Origin of the sequence: Tunicatimonas pelagia (genome assembly GCF_030506325.1) — a bacterium.
In the GTDB taxonomy this organism is placed as follows: Bacteria; Bacteroidota; Bacteroidia; order Cytophagales; family Cyclobacteriaceae; genus Tunicatimonas; species Tunicatimonas pelagia.
Genome location: NZ_CP120683.1, coordinates 4,413,410 through 4,434,891, shown reverse-complemented (window position 1 = coordinate 4,434,891; position 21,482 = coordinate 4,413,410). Strand labels below are relative to the sequence as shown.

The following is a 21,482-nucleotide window of genomic DNA, read 5'->3' as shown; positions in this document are numbered from 1 at the left end:
TTGATGAATAATGAGTAATGACTGCGGACTATGGACTAAAAAACAATCGAACCATTGAACCATTGAACCAAGAACTAATCAGAAAATACAACGTACCGGGACCCCGCTATACCAGCTACCCCACCGTGCCCTATTGGGACGAAACTCCGCCGAGCAAAGCAATCTGGCGCACCCAGGTGCAGCAGACCTACCAAAAAACCCGGCAGCGAGGTATCAGCCTGTACATACACTTGCCATTTTGCGAAAGTCTATGTACCTACTGCGGCTGTACTACGCGCATCACCGTGAATCACCGAGTAGAGGCACCCTACATTGAAGCCCTATTGCGCGAATGGAAGCAGTACCGCGATCTGCTGGGCGAGCCGCCCCTTATTCGGGAGCTGCACTTGGGCGGAGGTACTCCTACCTTTTTCAGCCCGTTGAACCTACGTAAACTCATACTAAGTATTCTGCAAAGCGGACAAGTGGATGAGAAGACCGAACTAAGTTTGGAGGCTCATCCTAACAGTACTAGCGCGCAACATCTCCAGACACTCTACGATCTGGGCTTCCGACGGCTGAGCTTGGGTATCCAAGATTTTGGTCCGGAGGTGCAACAAATCATCAACCGACGGCAAACCTACCAGCAGGTAGAGCAGGTGGTGACCCTAGCTCGACACATTGGTTTTACATCAGTAAACTTTGATCTGATCTATGGCTTGCCCAAGCAAACGATCGAGACGGTACAGGACACGATCGAGAAAACCTTACAGATTCAGCCCGACCGAATCGCCTTCTACAGCTACGCCCACGTGCCTTGGATGAAACCCGCCCAACGGTCGCTGGAACCCTACTTGCCCTCCTCCGACGTGAAACGACAACTATACGAGCAGGGCAAACAGACGCTACAAACGGCCAACTATCGGGAAATTGGTATGGATCACTTCGCGCTAGATACCGATGCGCTAAGCCAAGCTAGTCAAGCGGGTAGACTACATCGCAACTTTATGGGCTACACCACCCAAGCTACGCGCCTGCTCATTGGACTGGGTGCTTCAGCGATTAGCGACACCTGGACAGCCTTCGGGCAGAACGCTAAAATCGTTGAGGCCTATATCGCATCCACCAAAGAATCACTGGCGGTACAGCGGGGCCACGTACTGACCGATGAAGATTTGCAGTTGCGTGAACATATTCTCAACCTGATGTGCCGGGGCCGTACCCAGTGGAACCGGCAGTGCGCTGAACAGGAAGTACTTCAACAAGGTGTGCAACGCCTGCTGGAGATGGAGCGCGATGGTTTGGTGAAGTTAGGCGAGGGTACCATCCTGGTACTTCCCGAAGGCAAACCCTTCGTCCGCAACGTCTGTATGTCGCTAGATGCTCGCCTATGGCGCCGACGGCCCGAAACTAACTTGTTTAGCAGTACTATTTAAATGTGAAAGAGGAGCCGTAGGAATATTTGTTTCTTTAAGTAGCTTCGGACGAGCGTCTTAGGACAGCATCACACCATCAGAGTGCTTATGTTCTCATGATCTACAGCTCAGATTAGCCGCCACCTCATGATTGGTATGGCTAAGCATATCTCCGAACCACTAAGCACTTACGATTTCTCATAGGTACTTTTTTTATTTCCGTTATTTCTCTCCCCCGTTTGAATGCTAGAAAGCCTGACAAAAAGCAATGAGTCAGGTAGGTCGTAATTTCTCAAAATTTTGTAAGTTACCACTGACAACAACCTTTCGAGGCTATGTATTATTTTTCTTCGCTACAAGAAGTAATGTATTACGGCGGCGCAGCCCATCGTCCTCCCACGGCGGTTGAACTGGTAGCAGGTAAGGTTGGGTGCCAGTACGAAGAAGGAAATTTGCGGTACATCAGAATAGGCGATGCGGAAATAATACGCATGATTTACTCAGCGGTGCGCGATCATAATTGGGATACGATTGCCCCAGTAATCAGTCAGGAAAAGATTATAAATCATAATAACCATTTCACGGTTACTTATACCTGCCGCTATCAACAGGGTGAGATTGATTTTTTAGCCCAGTACGCTATTCAAGGCAACGCCGACGGCAGCGTACGCTTTACAATGTCTGGTGAAGTACTCAGCACTTTTCAGCGCAACCGGATAGGATTTTGCGTATTACATCCGGCCAGTGTAGCCGGAGCTGCTTGCCAAATTGAACACGCTGGTGGCACAAAATCTGAGGGGCGATTTCCTGCCAACATCAGCCCTCATCAACCGTTCAGAAATATTCGCCAGATGCAGTGGTCACCTGCTGATAAAATCACTGCTTCGCTAGAGTTTACCGGAGATGTTTTCGAGATGGAAGACCAGCGTAACTGGACAGATGATTCATTTAAAACCTACTGTACTCCACTGGATTTACCTTTTCCGGTTACGGTACAAACCGGAGAGAAAATTCGTCAGGAAGTAGTACTACGATTGGAACAAACTTTCCCCAGCATCATTGTTGATAAGCAACCATTGCACTTCACGCTATCAGAAACGCTTATTCCACTGCCTGCTATCGGCATCGGACAATCAACGGAGATTGAAGACTTAGCCTCTCGGGATATTGATTTGCTAAAAGCAGTACCTTTTGACCACTACCGGATAGATCTTCAGTTGTACAACCCTGATTGGCCGAAGAAATGGCGACGGGCAGTGGCTAAAGCAGGTACATTAAAATGGCCGTTAGAGGTAGCTCTTCACATTGACGTTCCAGAGCAAATCTCAGAGTTTGTGGAAATAGCTACGGCAGCCACCATTGATGCCATTCTTATTTTTGAGCAGTCGCGTAAAGTTACTTCACAAGAAATACTTAATCAGGTACTACCTAAGCTTCGTCAGCACTTCCCTACTACAAAAATCGGCAGCGGCACCGATCATTTCTTTACCGAATTGAACCGGGAACGGTTATCAGCCGACAACCTGGACTTCCTGTCATACTCGATCAATCCACAAGTGCATCACTTCGACAATCAATCACTGGTAGAAACTCTGCAAGCTCAGGCTTATACCATAGCCAGTGCTAAGCAGTTTGCCAAAAACATTCCGATTAGAGTATCTCCGATTACGCTAAAGATGCGACGTAACCCTAACGCTACCGATGCCACTTCGCTGCCTGCCTCTGATGCTTTACCACCATCTGTAGACACTCGTCAACTATCTTTATTTGGAGCGGGATGGACAGTGGGGAGTTTACGTAATTTAATTCAGGCTGGCGCGGAGGCGATCACTTACTTCGAGACTGTTGGACGTAAAGGTATTTTAAGCAAAGTAACGGCTTCTTCTGAGTTATTTCCTGCCCAACCGGGTGCCGTCTATTCAATGTATTTAGTATTTCGGTTTTTACTGGAAAGAGAAAACTGTTTGGTACTGCCGACTACGGTGAGCAACCCATGGCAGATAGAAGTGCTAGCGTTTCGCAGTGGCAATGAGTTCCGCGCTATTTTGGCGAACCTTCAGCCCAAAGCAGTGGATGTAGAACTTTCCAAAAATTTATTTACCCGAATGAAACTACTAGACGAAACAAGTTTTGAGGTAGCCACTCAGCAACCCGAAGAGTTTTTAGCGACTGATTACAAGAAATGCCATAATACTATCTCACTGCCTCCGTATGCTTTAGTATTTTTAACCTCAACAGAAACTACTAAGTAAAATACCGCAAAAATTTGCTGTTGTACTTGAAACACTACCTTAAACAACCTATTAGATGAAACTTATTCTTACTCTGCTAAGCTGCTTCATGCTCATAAATGCCTTCGCCCAATCTACCCCGGATACCTTGCAACTGTGGTCCGACAGTGCTCCCGGAGCTACCGGATCTGAAGCAAAAGATCAGCCCTCGCTCATTCGCTATCCAGCCCCTGAAGAAATAGCTACTGGAGCCGCTGTAGTAGTCTGTCCCGGTGGTGGTTACAACATGTTAGCGATGGATCATGAAGGGCACCAGATTGCTAAGTGGCTCAATTCTTTTGGAGTCTCAGCCTATATTCTGACCTACCGTTTAGGAAAAAATGGCTATAAGCATCCTATCCCGATGAACGATGGCAAACGAGCTATTCGTACCGTACGGGCTCATGCCGAAAAATGGAGTATTGACCCCAACCGAATTGGCGTACTGGGCTTTTCTGCCGGAGGGCATATGGCCTCTACCCTTGGTACGCACTTTGATGCCGGAGATGCCAGTGCCAACAATATGATTGAACAGCAAAGCAGCCGCCCCGATTTTATGGTTCTACTATATCCGGTAATTTCTTTTACCGAAGATTATCAGCATGCGGGTTCCCGACGGTCGCTATTGGGGGATAACGCAGATGCTGAGTTAATTGCTTCTCTTTCTAACGAACGGCAGGTGAAAGCCGATACGCCACCGACCTTCCTAGTACATACCAACGAAGATACCGGAGTACCTCCGGAAAATAGTATTTACTTTTATTTAGCCCTGCGAGAGAACAATATTCCAGCGGAGTTACACGTATTTGAGAAAGGCCGTCATGGCTTAGGCATGGGCAGTCGCTACTCAGCATTCTCTGCTTGGCCTGAGCTCTGCGAAGCCTGGATGCTAGAGCGAGGGCTGCTGGTGTCAAATCCGTAGGAGATAAGGTTTAATCCTGCCCCACCAGAAACAATGCATTACTGAACAGCAGTTTTCCATTTTGCCAAAAAGCCCGGAACAGTGGGTTATCAACTAGGTAAACTATAGTGCCATCTCCCACTTCTTCTACGCCAAAGATCAGCGAGTTGGGGAGCCTCTTCTGAATTTCGGCTCCGGCAAACCCGCTTATTGGAGCTGCCATGCTTTCTAGTGTCGCCACATTTTCTCCCTCCTCAAGGTAGCCGTAGCGACTGCTCCCCCGCTTAAGTGTGAAGTAGTGCTCAGGGTAACCCAAACCGAGTGGGTGGGTGTTGTCAAGCCGTAATTTAAAAATACTGCCGGAGATATAGTTGCTTATGTTACGACGCTCCTGATCTTCGTAGGGTGAAAGTTGGTGTTGCGCTTGGTAAGCATCTCCCTGTTGCTCTAATCTATCTTTCTCCTGAATGCTAGAATACTCTGATAGTTGGTATTCTTCTTTTCTCTTAAAAGAGGTTAGCGCACTTTCCAGGGCAATTACCTTTCCACCCTGCTGAATCCAATTCTTTAAATCAATATTTTCTAGTATTTGAGCGTAGCGTCCATCGGGTAAAATCAGTGTATTATAATCTGACAGATCCGCTTCTTTTAGACTTTCCGCATTAATCACCGATACTGGATACGTAATCTCTTGTTCAAAGAAATACCATATTTCCCCTAGTCCGTAGGGCGATACATCTTCGCCAGCCGCCAGTAGCACTTTAGGTGGTTCTATGTAGTGAATTTCACCTGACCCCAGATCAAAACCACTTTCTACGTAGCCTGTCCGAATCGGAGTAACTTCCTGTTGCAAACTGTTGGCGAGCAATACAACCTTTTGATCAAACTCCTCACCTAATGCTTGATTATTGGCTCGAGTAATAATGAGGGTTCCGGCATCAAAGGCTTGACCAGCAACCGAAAAATCGCGCGCGGAATAGCGGACTTTAATACCCTGCCGAATAAGTTGAGACAGAAATCGAGCATCTTGAACGCCGTCCCACTTACTCACGTAAGCGTAGGCTGGTTCTTCTACCGACTGGGGAGTAAAAGTAGCTTCGGGAAATTCTTGAGCAGAATTAATATCAGCCGTCAGCGCATAAGCATCCAAGTCGTAGGCGTAGGGAATGGTCCAAGCCGTAATATCGTAGGTGATAGAATCGGTTAGTTCCGCCTCTGGCTCAAAGAGTGTTTGCAGTAGTACTGACTTGGGTTGACTAGTAGAAATAATCAAATCACCTTGCTCTACTCGAAAATCACGCTCTCCATTCTGCTGATAGCTAAACCCTGACAAATTGCGCGAAGTAGTGCTTTCACCGTACTGAATTTCGTGGGTGTCCAGCAACGAGCGTAATGCTGCTATTTTTTCGGGATTACTGTCCTTCACCACATAGCTCTGGTAGTTTCCAATCTTACCTTGCTGCGATTGCTGATAAAAATCTGAGAACTCCCGCACAATACGTTCGGCATTTTGTGAAGCCACTTCAATGGTAGACAGGCTCGTGGTCACGTGATGAGCGATACGATCTTTTAAAGTGAGGGTATCGCCCTCTTCGGTAAGCACTGCCAAACCCGCTCGTCCCGAACCACCTTGCTCATAGGTCATGCCAATCGCCCCACTGAACATAGGATACGTATCACCGTAGCTTGGGTACAGCAGATCGAACCGCTCTCGGGTAAAATACAGCCAACCAGCCTCATCAAAGTAGCGAGCGTTATTTTTCCCAATCATGGTTTGTAGCTCACGCTGCCATTCGGTGATAATCGCGTGGTAGGGTTCGGCTGCAGGCGCAAAATAGTACGGACTGTTCACGCCCTGCTCGTGGTAATCAGCATGAATGTGCGGGAGCCATTGGTTGTAAAGCGTTAATCGCTGGCGAGTTTCTGTTTGGGTTGCCCAAGCCCAGTCGCGGTTTAGATCGAAGAGATAGTGGTTCATACGGCCTCCGGGCCAAGGCTCATCGTGCTCCCAAGAATCTGGCTGGACATTCGTAATCGTATTCACCTTTTGGTTATACCAATTCACGTAGCGGTCGCGCCCATCGGGATTAATGCAGGGATCAATAATTACTACCGTATTTTTCAGCCATTCTGTCGCTTGTGAGTTGTCTCCGCTGCTAAGTTCGTACAGCAGCTGCATAGCGGCTTCAGTAGCTACCGCCTCGTTTCCGTGTACATTGTAGCTGAGCCACACAATAGCCACGTTATCAAACGCTTTATCGTCACCTTCGCGCAGTCCGGCACGGGCTAGGTTAGCTGCCTGAATCGCTTCCAGTTGAGCCGTATTTTCGGGAGAAGTTACGTAGGTTAGCACCAGCGGGCGGTGCTCATAGGTTTCGCCGTAGGTAACCAGTGATACTTGATCTGCGGTTTCTGCTACTCTTTCAAAATAGTTGATAACCTGAGCGTGGCGAGTGAATCGCTTTCCTAGTTCGTATCCTAAAAAATCTGCTGGGGTGGGTATCTGACCGAACAACAGGCTTGTGGTTAGTGAAAGTAGTAGTCCGATAGAATATCTCATGAGTACTTTAATAATCCAATAAGTCAGAAAGTTAGTTTTTTTGCTGATAAGTCAGGCTATAATTTTGTGAAGATTCCGCTGTAAAACACAAAAAACGGTTAGCCAGTAGCCAACCGTTTCTTTTATATTTTAAATTATGTCTGCTTAGCTAATAGAGTCTTTAATGGTCAGTATCAATTTCCTGCTGAACCATTCCATCTTCTTCGGGAAACCGTTTCTTGAGCATCAAAATTTGCCCTAAGTGACTAGATTGATGCTCCATTACGTGAAACCAAGAAAAGTGATTATTTGTACCGCGTCCTGGTTGTGCTTTATTGAGCCAAGCATCATCTCGCTTCTGTAGTTCTTCAATTGTTTTCTGACGTACTTCTTTGTAAATGCCTAAATAATAATCAATACTTTTACCTTTAAATTGATTTCGGACTTTTTGTCCTAGGTTTAGAGCTACTTGCCACTTCTCTTTCTCTTCTTCATTAAAACCTCGCCCCTCAAAGGTAAAAACCTGATAGTAGGCTTCAGCCGCTGCCAGATGCATTACTAGCGCACCAATTGAATTGGCTTTGTCATCTAGCAGAAAGTCGGTCTCTTCTTGATCTAAAAGTTGAACCGTCTGCTCCACCCGGCTACTTAAGTTATTAAGCATTGTTACCAGTGTTCCTATTTGAGGGCTAAAACCATTAGCTGGTCCAATCATATATGTTGTGTCCGGCTCTATTCCCTTTCCTTCTACCAGCAGCGATTGATTTTTATGAAAGCTACTATCGCTGGAAGAGATGGTAAACTCCTTCACCCTAACGTCTCCTGAGTACCCGCCTTCAGTCCAATCAGAAATTTGATTATTTTCAATTTTTTGCTCAAAACTGGCATTCTCTATTTCTACTGGATCAAACTCGCCTTCTTTTTCTTTATTCTCAACATAAAGTGCAAAATTATCAAAGTAGAATTGTCCGTTCTGAAAGCAAATACCGCCAAAATATAGTTTATCGGCATTCTCATCGGCTTCACCCTCTATCACATACGTATACCACTCATCTGATTGTATTGGGCGATTGTACATATTATCAAAAAAACCTTCCTCCCCATTCTTGTTTACTACGTATGCCCACAAGGATGCTGCCCCAGTTGAATCGTCGGTGACAACCTTTACAGAGGCAGTTAGTCTAAACTTGGTTTCTTCTGTAAAGTTAGCGTCTAGAATTTGGTAGAAAGATGTCCAATCACGAGATATTTCCTTATTTTGAGCATAGGAGGTAGATGCCATGCCCATACATAGAATCAAACACCAGCTTTTCATAATCAGATAGAACAGATTAGATAGTTTTACAAAAATTACGATACACTAAAAGTAAATAAAAAACCTGTTAGCCCGCATTTGCCACGTGTAGCATAGATTCATCGCGAGCCTCCAATTTAGATTCACCCATCAGGTAAATGTCTACCGCTCGGGCCGCTTCTCGCCCTTCAGCAATGGCCCAAACTACTAGCGATTGACCCCGACGAGCATCTCCGGCAGCAAACACATTCGGCTTGCTAGTCTGATAGTCACCCTCCTGGGCTTTGATGTTGCCTCGGTCATTTAGCTCCACTCCCAAGTCTTCTAGCAATCCGTGCCGTTCGGTATGCAAAAAGCCAATGGCCAACAGAGCCAAATCACAAGGAATCTCGTATTCACTATTAGGAATTTCATCGAAATACGGTCGCCCCTCTTCGTTTACCTTCCACTCTAGCTTGGCTAGTTTAAGTCCTTTTACATTACCCTGATCGTCGCTGGTAAACTCCTTCGTCATGATCGACCAGTTACGCTCGGCTCCTTCCTCATGCGAAGAGGAAGTGCGTAGAATCATGGGCCACTGCGGCCAGGGGTTATCTTCTCCTCGTTCGGTGGGTGGTTGGGGCATCAGTTCTATTTGCGTAACTGAAGCAGCTTGGTGGCGATTGGATGTTCCTACACAGTCGGAGCCAGTATCGCCTCCACCAATTACTACTACGTGCTTATCAGTTGCCCAAATGTCGGAATCGTCAGTTAGGCGGTCGCCCGAAACCCGCTGGTTCTGTTGAGTGAGAAACTCCATCGCAAAATGAACTCCCTTCAGCTCACGCCCGGGAATGGGTAAGTCGCGGGGCACTCCCGCTCCAGTACTCACTACAATAGCGTCGAACGCTGCTTCTAGTTGCTTGGCTGTAATGTCTTTTCCTACGTGTACTCCGGTTTTGAAAACCACTCCTTCTTCCTCCATTACCTTCAGTCGGCGATCAATTACCCACTTTTCCATTTTGAAGTCAGGAATACCGTAGCGCAGTAGTCCGCCAATGCGCTGATCTTTCTCAAACAAAGTTACCCAATGACCGGCTTGGTTTAGTTGAGCAGCAGCAGCTAACCCGGCCGGACCGGAACCAATTACGGCTACTTTTTTGCCCGTTCGGGTTTCCGGTAGTTGAGGTTGAATTAATCCTAGCTCAAACGCTTTCTCAGCAATTGCTTTTTCAATATGCTCAATGGCCACCGGAGGTTTAATAATGCCCAGTACACAAGAAGCCTCACAAGGAGCCGGGCAAATTCGGCCAGTAAATTCAGGAAAGTTGTTGGTGGAGTGCAGAATTTGAGTGGCTAGCTCCCAATTTCCCTCGTATACGGCATCATTGAATTCAGGAATAACATTGCCTAACGGGCAGCCATTATGACAGAACGGAATACCGCAGTCCATACAACGAGCAGCCTGCTTTTTGGTCTTTTTATCGTCAAAATCGAGATATAACTCCTTATAATCTTTAACGCGCTCCTTCGGGTCGCGGGTTGAAGGTAACTCACGATTGTATTGTTTAAATCCAGTTGGTTTTCCCATGGTATAGTAGGTTTTGGGTGTTAGGCTTTGAGAATTAGGCGGGAGCCTATCCTCTAAATTCTAGCTCCCAGATTTACACTTTCACTTTTTCTTCAGTCACTTCCTGCTGAGCCTTTTTCTTCATCAGCACAGCTTTGTACTCCCGAGGTATTACTTTAACAAAGTGGTGATGAATATTATCCCAATTGCGAAGTAAGCGTTGAGCAACAATGCTGCCCGTATACTCAATATGCTTTTGAAGCATAGCGTATACCGTGCGCGCATCACCTTCATCCATACGCTCTAAATCTACTTGCTCAGGATTACAGTACTTTGAGAACCTTTCTTCTTGATCGTAGACAAATGCCAATCCGCCACTCATACCAGCACCAAAGTTGCGTCCGGTACGCCCGAGCACAACCACGGTTCCACCCGTCATATATTCACAACCGTGATCGCCAATGCCTTCTACTACCGTTTTCACTCCTGAGTTACGGACACAGAATCGCTCACCAGCTTGTCCGCGAATGTAGGCTTCACCCGCTGTAGCCCCGTAGAACGCCACATTACCAATAATCATATTTTCTTCGGGCACGTACTTCGACTCACGGTGAGGGTATATGATTAGCTCACTGCCGGATAAACCTTTCCCAAAATAATCATTGGCTTCGCCTTCTAGCTCGAACCGAATACCTTTAGCTGTGAATGCCGCAAAGCTCTGACCAGCGGAACCCTTAAATTTAAAATGGATGGTACCCGGAGGTAAACCAGGACTGCCAAACTTCTTAGAAACTTCGTTCGAGAGCATCGTTCCTACCGAGCGGTTGGTATTAATTAAGCGGAAATCAGCCTGAACGGCTTCTAGTTCTTCCAAAGCGGGCATCGCTGCTTCAATTAAATCCCAGTCCAGTACTTCATCAATACCATGATCTTGCTCCTGTTGCTTGTAGATACCTACGTTCGGGGCAGTTTTGGGCTTGTACAAGATGCGAGAAAGATCAATTTTTTGGGCTTTCCAGTGATCAATATCACTGCGCTTTTCCAGCACGTCTACCTGACCGATCATCTCATTGATGGTTCGGAAACCCAACTCGGCCATAATCTGCCGTAAATCTTCGGCTAGGAAGGTGAACAGATTGATAACGTGCTCGGGCGTTCCGCTAAATAGTGCTCGTAATTCAGGGTCTTGCGTCGCCACTCCTACCGGACAGGTATTCAGGTGGCACTTACGCATCATAATGCAACCTTCGGTGACCAAGGCTGCGGTAGATACGCCAAACTCTTCGGCACCCAGCAGAATGGCAATCGCAATATCGCGCCCAGTCTTGATCTGACCGTCGGTTTGCACTGTGATTCGGCTGCGGAGATTATTTTTTACTAGAGTCTGGTGGGTCTCGGATAAACCAAGCTCCCAAGCTACCCCCGCATGGCGTACTGAACTAAGCGGTGATGCTCCCGTTCCACCGTCGTGACCAGAGATGAGTACTACATCGGCGTGGGCTTTGGCTACTCCGGCCGCAATGGTTCCTACTCCGGCCGAGGCTACTAGTTTTACATTGATGCGCGCTTCACGATTGGCATTCTTTAAATCGTAGATTAGCTGGGCTAAATCTTCAATAGAATAAATATCGTGGTGAGGCGGTGGCGAAATTAAACCTACTCCGGGAGTAGCGTTTCGTACCCGTCCAATCCAATCATCTACTTTATGGCCCGGCAATTGCCCACCTTCACCCGGTTTAGCCCCCTGAGCCATCTTGATCTGAAGCTCGTTAGCATTGGTCAGGTAGTTACTGGTTACACCAAACCTACCGGAAGCCACTTGCTTAATAGCCGACCGTTCCCAGTCGCCATTGGGTTTGCGTTCAAAGCGGATTTCGTCTTCACCACCTTCGCCACTATTACTTTTGCCCCCAATGCGGTTCATGGCAATGGCTAAGGTAGAATGAGCTTCGTGCGAAAGTGATCCGAAAGACATAGCCCCGGTAGCAAACCGCTTAAATATGCTTTCCTTCGGTTCTACTTCTTCTAGTGGAACCGAATTTCTCTTCTTAAACTGCATCAGCCCCCGCAGAGTAGCCAGTTGTCCCGAACGTTGGTTAATGATGTCAGCGTACTGCTTGTATAGCTGATAATCATTCTTACGGGTGGCTTGCTGGAGTAGATGAATGGTTTGCGGATTCAGCATGTGGTATTCGCCCCGGCGCTTCCATTGGTACACTCCACCAGTTTCCAGGTGAGAATGTGAAGTTGCTTCTTGAGGAAAAGCCAAACGATGACGAACTAATACTTCCTCAGCTAAATCGTCAAAATCCACTCCGCCAATGCGGGTAACCGTCCCGGCAAAACACTTATCCACTACCGACTGACTAATGCCTAATGCTTCAAAAATTTGGGCGCCGTGGTATGATTGAATAGTGGAGATACCCATTTTAGAGAATATCTTCAGAAGTCCGGCATTCACCGCTTTAGCAAAAGCAGTGTATAACGTATCTGGCGATTCTTCGCTGTGGACAAGTCCGCGCTGCTGTAAGTCAGCAATACTAGCAAAAGCCAAGTACGGATTAATGGCGTGGGCACCGTAGCCAATCAGCGTTGCTAAATGATGCGTTTCCCGTACATCTCCGGCTTCTACTACTAGACTAGTTTTAGCCCGTAGTTTATTACGGATCAGATGATGGTGCACTGCCCCGGTTGCTAATAGGGAAGGAATAGGTGCTTGCTCTTTGCTAAAGGCACGATCAGAGATAACCAAAATATTGGCTCCATCTTGCACTGCCTGCTCAGCTTCAACCACCAGTTGCTCAATAGTTTTTTCTAAAACACCAGCTTTACCCGTTGCTGGGAACACCGCCTTTAGCACGTGAACGTTAAATGCCGGGTGTTGCAAGTATTTAATTCGCTTAAGCTCCTGATTAGTAAGCACTGGGTGCTTCAGTTTAATCTGCTGGCAGTGCTCGGGCGTTTCATCTAAAATATTTTTAGTAGCTCCGAGTTGCGTAAACAGTGACATCACCAGTTTCTCCCGAATAGGATCAATTGGCGGATTACTTACCTGAGCAAACAGTTGCTTAAAGTAGTTAGCAATGTGCTGGCTTTGGCTGGAGAGAGCCGCCAGGGGAGTATCCGCTCCCATAGAACCAATGGGCTCCTTGGCTTTGTCTACCATTGGCACCAGAATAACTTTTAAATCCTCGCTGGTATAGCCCATTGCCTGCTGGCGAGTAAGTACCGGAAGGCTATCCGATGGTTGAGTATCTTGCCCATTTACATGCAATGGCTCGGGTAACTCATCTAGAAAGTACCGATGCTCATTGAGCCAATCTTGATAAGGTTGCTCCGAGCAGATTCGCTCCTTAATTTCCTTATCGCTAATAATGCGCCCTTCAGATAGGTCGGCTACGAACATTCGTCCGGGTTTCAGGCGACCTTTAAGTAGTACTTTAGATTCATCAACCGGCAGTGCTCCGGCTTCAGACGACATTACTAATTTTTGATCTTCAGTAAGCAGATAACGTGAGGGACGAAGGCCGTTACGATCAAGAGTAGCTCCTACCAAATCGCCATCGGTGAAGCAGATGGAAGCGGGACCATCCCAGGGCTCCATCATGGAGGCGTAGTATTCGTAGAAAGCTTTTTTGCTTTCTTCCATCAGCTCATTGTTCTGCCAAGCCTCCGGAATGAGCATCATCATCACGTGAGGAAGTGAACGTCCGCCCATGTGCAATAGCTCTACTGCCAAATCCAGATTCGCCGAATCCGAAAAAGCCGAGTCACAGATAGGCATCAGCATATCCAATTCTCCGTCGGTAAATAGCGTAGACTTTAGCAAGGCTTCTTTAGAGCGCATCCAGTTTACATTACCCCGAATAGTGTTGATCTCGCCATTGTGGGCAATAAACCGGAAGGGCTGCGCCAGCTTCCACTTAGGAAAAGTGTTGGTCGAGAAACGGGAATGCACCAGAGCGAGAGCCGAATCAAATGAGGGGTGCTGAAGGTCAATGTAGTAGGGCCGTAGCTGGAAGGTGGTAAGCTGCCCTTTATATACAATGGTTTTGTACGAGCAAGATGCAATGTAGAACGTGTCTACCGTATTGGCTACTTCCCGATGCACAGTATGCAAAACATAGTGCTTGAATACGTAAAGCCTTCTTTCCAGCGTCATAGGATCATCAGAGTGTGCCTCTTTCCACCGGATGAAGGCTTGCTCAATACGGTGCTCTACTTGCTTAGCCGAACGTCCCAGACTTTGATTATTAGTAGGTACCTGCCGATACCCTAATAGTTCTAACCCGAGTTTATCAATAGCTCGGTTAAATCGTTCCCGGCATTCTTCACGCAGTTTGGTGTTGGCCGGGAAAAATATCATAGCTACGCCATACTCGTTAAATTCCGGTAGCTCAATGTCTCCTTTTTCTTTAAAGAAACGATGAGGTTTCTGTACTAAAATACCGGCTCCGTCGCCAGAATCCGGTTCACAACCACACGCACCTCGGTGCTCCATATTCTGAAGCATAATAATTGCATCATCTACAATACTGTGCGATTTCTTACCTTGTAAGTGGGCTACAAATCCGATACCACAAGCATCGTGTTCAAATGAGGAATCATATAAGGAGGATTCATTATTTCTCATCCGCAAATGTTTAGTATATCTCTTCGACAAATAGATAATAGTTTAATATTTGGAATTCAGAATAAAATTCCTGAATTTTACTTTAAAGCAGTTTATTATATTGATTATACTCTTTCAGATAGAATATAACTGACTAACCGCACGAAGTATTAGGTGTTGATTTTTCGCAAAATTTTATTCTGCGAATAAGCAATATACTTAATTTTTAGCACATCTTAAATCCAGCTCTTAGGTAGAATATGAAATGTTAGCCACCATACGGATAGGAAGTGACGATTACGATGAAAATCTCGCTGCCGTAAAATATATTTGTTAATAATCTTACAACTGTAGCCCAAATCTTACATGCAAAATTAACATTTTGTTAAATTTCACAAAACACTGGTTTTATTAAAATTTTTTCAAAAAAAATTGAATTATTACTAATTCTAGCTAATTCTACTCCAATTAAACGTGTTTTCTCGCATTTTATCAATGTGCATTCGTATTGGCTGATGTTGCGGCAACTGTAGCTCTGGATCATCCTGGAGAATTTCAGCCGCTGAAAGGCGAGCCTCCTGAAGAATTTTACCGTCTTTGCCTAAATCAGCAACTAGTAGATCAAGCACTCCGCTTTGTTGGGTGCCTTCAATGTTGCCCGGGCCGCGTAGCTTCAGATCAGTTTCAGCAATCTCAAAACCATTGGTAGTGCGTACCAGTGTTTCTAGTCGCACTTTACTGTCTTTGCTGAGTTTGTAGTCAGTCATTAGAATACAGTACGATTGCTCAGCACCGCGCCCTACCCGGCCTCGCAACTGATGCAATTGAGCTAACCCGAACCGGTCAGCATTTTCTACTACCATCACTGTAGCGTTGGGTACGTCTACTCCTACCTCAATTACGGTGGTAGCAACCATAATTTTAGTTTTACCCTGAACGAAAAGATGCATCTCGTAGTCTTTATCGGAACCACTCATCCTCCCGTGTACGCAGCTTACCGGAACATCTGGAAAGGCGCGACGAATGGATTCATAGCCGTCTTCCAAGTCCTTCAGGTCTAACTTTTCTGATTCTTCAATGAGTGGATACACAATATACACCTGTCGGCCAGCTTGAATTTGCTCCCTCAGAAAACCAAACACCCGCAAACGATTATTCTCAAAGCGATGCAGTGTTTTAATGGGCTTTCGTCCCTTGGGCAATTCGTCAATTACCGAAACATCCAAATCACCGTAGAGAGTCATCGCCAGCGTGCGGGGAATAGGCGTAGCGGTCATCACCAGCACGTGCGGGTACGTTTTACCGGAATGCCGGCCACCAGCATTCTTGTTCCAGAGCTTGGCTCGTTGAGCTACCCCGAAGCGGTGCTGCTCATCCACTACTGACAAGCCCAGATTTTTAAACTGTACCCGATCTTCTAGCAGCGCGTGGGTTCCCACCAAGATAGGCAACGTACCCATTTGTAACATTTCATCAATAATGCGTCGCCCTTTTCGTCGGGTAGAGCCGGTGAGCAGAGCAATTTCCAAACCAAGCGCATTAGCAAAAGGAGTAAGACTGCGGTAGTGCTGCTCCGCCAGAATCTCGGTAGGTGCCATTAGGGCTGCCTGAGTTCCGCTGCTAATAGCGATGAGCATACAAATGAAGGATACGATAGTCTTTCCACTACCCACGTCACCCTGCAATAATCGGTTCATCTGCTTACCCGAATGTAGATCGGCGTAAATTTCTTTGATAACCCGTTTTTGGGCATTGGTTAGCTCAAAGGGCAAATGGCTTTCGTAGAACTTGTGAACTAGCTTAGTATCACCGAATACCTGACCGGGAAATTTATCAATACGAGCAAGCTTGAGCTTGAGCAAGCGAAGCTGCACATAAAACAGCTCCTCAAACTTTAGCCGAAAGGTTGCTTTCTCCAGATAGTTTATCGACTCGGGAAAGTGGATACTTTTTACGGCATCGGGTTTAGCCATTAATCGGTAACGATCCGCCAATGCTTCGGGCAGGGTTTCGGGAATGTGCGAGTAGGCTTTTTCCAGCAAACGCTTTTGCAAACGAGCAATAGTCCGACTATCAATTCGACCTCGTTTGAGTTTCTCAGTCGTGTGGTACACTGGAAAGAGTTGTCCGTTTTCCCGATCAATACTTGCTAGCAGCTCCATTTCGGGATGCGCCATATTAAACTTCTGCCCGAAGCGACTGGGCTTACCGAAAGCCACATAATCCACCTGAGGTTTGAGTTTACCCGATAGCCACTGAATTCCCTTAAACCAAACCAGTTCCATCTCGCCCGTATCGTCGACAAATACGGCAGATAGCCGTTTCTTCGGCCCATTACCGATAATCTCCGCCTTACGGATATGCCCCACCACCTGCACATAAGGCATCTCTTCGTGAATATCCGCAATCTTATGAAACTGCGAACGGTCTTCGTGCCGGAAAGGATAATGCTGAATGAGATCACCGAAGGTATGGATGCTCAGTTCTTCGCGCAGCAGATTGCCGGTGCGTTCGCCTACGCCCTTGAGGTAATCAATCTTGGTGTCGAAGAAGCGGTTCATATTAGTTCTCTGTCACACACTTAAAGCGAATATTGAGTCTTCTAATGAACTCAAAATCATCAATACACTCAATATTCATATTCCTACAAACATCTGGTATTTTAACTTTGCGTTGATCTTTGCTACTGGTAGAGAATTCTTTTGTTACTACAATTGCTTTTTCGGCCATTGCATGAGCTACTACCCAAGGATCGGCTAAGGATCGCCCTTTTATATTATTGGCAAGATACTGATGAGCTTTATTATTACTGTATAACTGTTTTAGGCAGTTTTGAACATTTGCATCAATTTGTTTAACCAAAAAATCTTTATCTACAAACCACTCTTTCAGACTATCATCGACCTTATCAATCTCTTTTTTTACCTCATGTGGGACGAAAATTGTTCCGTTCTCACCTAGGTCTTTGATAACATCCCAATAATCACTACAGAAATTAGGAGAATAATACTTATTCCAGCCCTCTATAAAAAAATTTGTATCTAAACAATAAACTTCCATGGGCTAGACATATAGCTTCTCGGCTAGTTTATTGAAATTACTAATCTTGATATCGAGAAGGCTACTTGCATCAAACCCAGAGATTCTTCCCCCCTTATAAAAGGAATACACATACTCTGTAAATAACCTGCTATTTTTTCTTATTTGAAGGGCATAGTAGTTAGGCCCTCCGGTCGGTTTAGGTTTTGTTTCTTCTAATTCTAAAAACTCTTCATATTTCTTTTTCAGAGTTCTTTGGATACGCTGAAAATTTTGGGTCGGTATTTTATTCAAGTTGAGGAGGCGAACTGCGACAGCATAAGGGCTTACACGAAAGTATTTTGCAGTGATCTCGATTGTATTAATCCCCACACTCACATCACTCACGATTCTTGTAATTTTATCTTTCGGCATTAAAATCTCAGCTGCAACTTCGTTACATAATTTCTCGATAGGGGAAAACTTGTCATATTCGTCTCTGAAAACTAAAGAGTCAAAAGCAGAAATACCTGACGAATCGACCCACAAATGAGCTAACTCATGAATAAGAGTAAATAATTGACCATTCTTGGTATCGTCACTGTTCACATAAATAAAAGGTGCATACGAATCACTAATTGCAAACCCTCTCACCTCGTCACGACTGATTGTTAAATGACTATGAATATTACTTGTTAGCGAAACAAATATTCGTTGATCTTCTATTTTCTTAATCCAATAATTCAGAATGTTCTCATTAGCTGAGATTTTAGTAAAATAGTCTTTTCTAACGTTAAGAACATCTAAAATATCCTGAGCAATCTCTTTAGCTTCAGAAGCCACATAATACTTTCCAATAAATGGTAGTCTTTCTTCACCTTCATCCTCCAGAAAATTACTTAGCCAGTTTTGCTTATTTTGTATCTCACGGATCATGAAGGTTAGCGCTGTACTATATTCTCTTTTATCTTGCTCTTTTCTAAAGTCTCTTAGTGTTTGAAAATCTTCGGGTGGCTCGGGTAAATAGAAAACTGCTAGAGGACGTCTGTAATGCTTGGATAATTTCTCAGCTTGATTGATAGTAGGTGCATCTTCACCTTTTTCCCATAATTCTATCTTTTCACTTTTTACCCCAAGTTTCTTTGCTACTTCTTCAATTGATAATTTAGAAGTAAGACGAGCCCACTTAATAAGTTCAGGTGTTACGTATGCCTTATCCTTCATACTGCAATATACTTATTTTACGAATGTTGGGAAAGTTGATTAAGAAGGATATCAACCTTCTCTACTCCCCCTCCCACTCCAAAGTATTCAGCAGATGCACCATATCAATTTTTATGAACTCAATGACTGGAGCTAAAGAATCATTCTGAGTGGCAGTACGAAAGTATAACGCACCTCGTAAAAAATGATTGGTAGAATCGGTAATATAAAACTGAAACTGGCTGGGTACTTCGCCACTAAGTTCAGCAATTAATGCTTTCTTTCCGCTGGGGGTACCCAAGACACTTTCATCAATAGAGGATGCCCGAATCTGATGGTTGGCGGTCAGTTGATACGAATCTTCCAGTAATGTTTCCAACCGCTGTTCACTTTGGTTGACGGGCTTATAAGTAAGCTGCACATCGGCCACAAAATCGGGATAATAAATATTGAGCCAGTAACGATCCGTATTTGCTGATGTATCAGGACGAATGGTCGCGTGGGATGAATACTCAAAATCGTAGGGTAAAGTGTCGGGTAAGCTGGTGTAGCTATGCTCCGGTAGGTCAATACGATTGTAGCCCTGGGGCTTAGGCACGTAGTCGGGAGAAGTACACGCCAGCATTCCCACCAAAATTATTACACTGAAGCTACTGTTTTTTACGTTCATTATCATGAGACTTCGATGTGGCTGAGCGAAGGGTTTAATCCTCAAAGTTACAATTCACAGAAGTACGAACACCAAAACGAAATAGGATGCTCGTGTAAAAATGAGAAAACAACTTCAATTTATTGAATCTTACACCATGCCGTAAGTTTTCTTAAAAACCTCTTTAGTATATCTCATCAAACATACCGATTATTGTAGTGAATCGCGAAAAAGTTAACCAATACCCAAAAACAAACCACATATGGCAGCAAATAAAAAAATTCTGATTACGGGCGGAGCGGGTTTCATTGGCTCGCACGTAGTACGCTTGTTCGTTACTAAATATCCGGATTACCAAATCTATAATCTGGATGCGCTTACCTACGCCGGTAATTTGGAAAACCTAAAAGATATTGAAGAGCAGGACAACTATCATTTCGTGAAGGGTGATATTACTGATGAAGCTGCCATGACTGAGCTATTTCAGGAAATCAAACCCGATTCGGTTCTGCATCTGGCAGCGGAATCACACGTGGACCGCTCCATTAAAGATCCGATGGCGTTTATTCGCACTAATGTAATGGGTACGGTAAATCTGCTGAATGCTGCTAAAGAACTGTGGAAAGAAGACATGGATAATCATTTATTCTACCATATTTCTACTGACGAGGTATACGGCTCGCTAGATGACGGAGGCTATTTTTTGGAAACTACTTCTTACGACCCTAAGTCACCTTACTCGGCTTCTAAAGCCAGCTCCGATCATTTTGTGCGGGCGTATCGTAATACCTACGGTTTGCCCGTCGTAATCAGTAACTGTTCTAATAATTACGGTCCCAATCACTTTCCCGAAAAGCTGATTCCGCTCTGCATCAATAATATCAAGCACAACAAGCCGCTTCCTATTTACGGTAAAGGCGAAAATGTGCGCGACTGGCTCTACGTAGAAGATCACGCCCGAGCGATTGACACGATTTTTCACCAGGGAAAAGTAGGCGAAACCTACAACATTGGTGGTTTTAACGAATGGAAAAACATTGATATTGTACGCCTACTCTGCCAGGTAATGGATAAGAAGCTAGATCGTGCCGAAGGTACTTCCGAAAAGCTAATTACTTTCGTAACCGACCGAGCCGGGCACGACCTGCGCTACGCTATCGATGCCCACAAGCTCATGAATGAACTCGGCTGGGAACCCTCTTTGCAATTTGAAGAAGGCATCGAAAAAACCGTAGACTGGTACTTAACTAATGAAGACTGGCTGGATAATGTCACTTCGGGGAATTATCAGAAGTACTACACAGGGCAATATGGGTGATTTTTTGGTGCTCGGGTGCTTGAATGTTAGAGTATATAGAATCGGCAAAGACTGAATGGGAAGGAGAAAACTAATAACTAAGGAATTTTTCTATTCCAGCTTTTTGATTTTCATCCTCGCAGTTATTGGTTTACCTACAAATATTTCCACTTTCAATGAGGCTTTAGAATTATATGGTGGCAAAGGGAATATCATAACAGGAACTATTAGTGGCTATGGCAGTGAGATATCCTCTAGTGGCGGTATTAGTCACTATTATACTGTGGATTATGATTTGAGAGACAAAAAGCTAAGCGATAGATTCTATACAAGCTTCGGGTACATAAAACCGAAAAATGTAGGCGATCAAATAGAACTACTAGAAACTTATGAAGGAGGAGTAGTCATTAATTCTATTGAACAGATACTATTCATGCCATCATTCTACTTACTATTCAACGCATGCTTACTGATATATGGAATGTTATGGATATATCTTTACCTTCAATGTGGATATTTCCCTTTGAAAGACGGTTTAGAAAGACTACTTAAATGAACACCCGGAAGATCAGCTATATTGAACTTGATGAAGACTATCTGGAAAAAGAGGTAGAATGGGCATTGAGCAAAACAATGGAAGAACGGTTCGTTGAGTATTGTAAGCACATCGTTCGTAACTACGCATTGGCAGGAATAGATGTCACCACTTCTCCCACCAAACGCACGATCTACTACCTAGAACCCGATGAAACCTAA

General features: G+C 45.0%; 14 protein-coding genes. 6 read left to right on the top strand and 8 right to left on the bottom strand.

All coding sequences use genetic code 11. From position 1 onward, the window contains the following. Positions 1–17 precede the first annotated feature (17 nt). The 3 genes from hemN to P0M28_RS19030 all read left to right on the top strand — a co-directional run bounded on the left by hemN (position 18) and on the right by P0M28_RS19030 (position 4,586). Positions 18–1,415 carry an oxygen-independent coproporphyrinogen III oxidase gene (gene hemN, locus P0M28_RS19040; RefSeq protein WP_302204277.1) on the top strand — a complete coding sequence of 466 codons (1,398 nt, stop codon included), beginning with the start codon at positions 18–20 and terminating at the stop codon, positions 1,413–1,415. Positions 1,416–1,729: 314 nt separating this feature from the next. Next, the gene (locus P0M28_RS19035) at positions 1,730–3,646 is read left to right on the top strand and encodes a D-apionate lactonase family protein (protein ID WP_302204276.1); all 1,917 of its coding nucleotides are present in this window, start codon (positions 1,730–1,732) and stop codon (positions 3,644–3,646) included. A 55-nt stretch (positions 3,647–3,701) separates the two neighbouring features. Continuing rightward, entirely contained in the window at positions 3,702–4,586 is an 885-nt protein-coding gene (locus P0M28_RS19030; RefSeq protein WP_302204275.1) for an alpha/beta hydrolase, read from the top strand. 10 nt (positions 4,587–4,596) lie between these two features. Here P0M28_RS19030 and P0M28_RS19025 read toward each other — a convergent pair whose 3' ends face one another. The 8 genes from P0M28_RS19025 to gldD form a co-directional block, all read right to left on the bottom strand. Continuing rightward, positions 4,597–7,125 carry a M14 family metallopeptidase gene (locus P0M28_RS19025; RefSeq protein WP_302204274.1) on the bottom strand — a complete coding sequence of 843 codons (2,529 nt, stop codon included), beginning with the start codon at positions 7,123–7,125 and terminating at the stop codon, positions 4,597–4,599. A 160-nt stretch (positions 7,126–7,285) separates the two neighbouring features. Next, positions 7,286–8,419: a DinB family protein gene (locus P0M28_RS19020; RefSeq protein ID WP_302204273.1), complete on the bottom strand. Its 1,134-nt coding sequence runs from the start codon at positions 8,417–8,419 to the stop codon at positions 7,286–7,288. 67 nt (positions 8,420–8,486) lie between these two features. Beyond that, on the bottom strand, positions 8,487–9,968 hold the full coding sequence (locus tag P0M28_RS19015) for a glutamate synthase subunit beta (RefSeq protein ID WP_302204271.1): 1,482 nt from the start codon (positions 9,966–9,968) through the stop codon (positions 8,487–8,489). A gap of 73 nt (positions 9,969–10,041) precedes the next feature. Next, on the bottom strand, positions 10,042–14,580 hold the full coding sequence (gene gltB / locus P0M28_RS19010) for a glutamate synthase large subunit (RefSeq protein WP_302204270.1): 4,539 nt from the start codon (positions 14,578–14,580) through the stop codon (positions 10,042–10,044). A gap of 428 nt (positions 14,581–15,008) precedes the next feature. Beyond that, positions 15,009–17,120 carry an ATP-dependent DNA helicase RecG gene (recG, locus tag P0M28_RS19005; protein WP_302204269.1) on the bottom strand — a complete coding sequence of 704 codons (2,112 nt, stop codon included), beginning with the start codon at positions 17,118–17,120 and terminating at the stop codon, positions 15,009–15,011. A 1-nt stretch (position 17,121) separates the two neighbouring features. Next, entirely contained in the window at positions 17,122–17,619 is a 498-nt protein-coding gene (locus P0M28_RS19000) for a DUF4411 family protein (RefSeq protein ID WP_302204268.1), read from the bottom strand. Between the two features lie 3 nt (positions 17,620–17,622). Beyond that, the gene (locus P0M28_RS18995; RefSeq protein WP_302204267.1) at positions 17,623–18,801 is read right to left on the bottom strand and encodes an XRE family transcriptional regulator; all 1,179 of its coding nucleotides are present in this window, start codon (positions 18,799–18,801) and stop codon (positions 17,623–17,625) included. Between the two features lie 61 nt (positions 18,802–18,862). Further along, entirely contained in the window at positions 18,863–19,450 is a 588-nt protein-coding gene (gene gldD, locus P0M28_RS18990) for a gliding motility lipoprotein GldD (protein ID WP_302204266.1), read from the bottom strand. Positions 19,451–19,691: 241 nt separating this feature from the next. Between gldD and rfbB the strand changes: the two genes are divergently transcribed. Genes rfbB through P0M28_RS18975 form a run of 3 tightly spaced genes read left to right on the top strand, consistent with a single transcriptional unit; the run spans position 19,692 to position 21,482 of the window. Next, entirely contained in the window at positions 19,692–20,747 is a 1,056-nt protein-coding gene (gene rfbB / locus P0M28_RS18985; protein ID WP_302204264.1) for a dTDP-glucose 4,6-dehydratase, read from the top strand. Between the two features lie 55 nt (positions 20,748–20,802). Continuing rightward, positions 20,803–21,282, top strand: coding sequence for a hypothetical protein (locus P0M28_RS18980; RefSeq protein WP_302204262.1), 480 nt, complete (start codon positions 20,803–20,805; stop codon positions 21,280–21,282). Then, positions 21,279–21,482, top strand: coding sequence for a hypothetical protein (locus P0M28_RS18975; protein ID WP_302204261.1), 204 nt, complete (start codon positions 21,279–21,281; stop codon positions 21,480–21,482). Before P0M28_RS18980 ends, P0M28_RS18975 begins: the two co-directional genes overlap by 4 nt.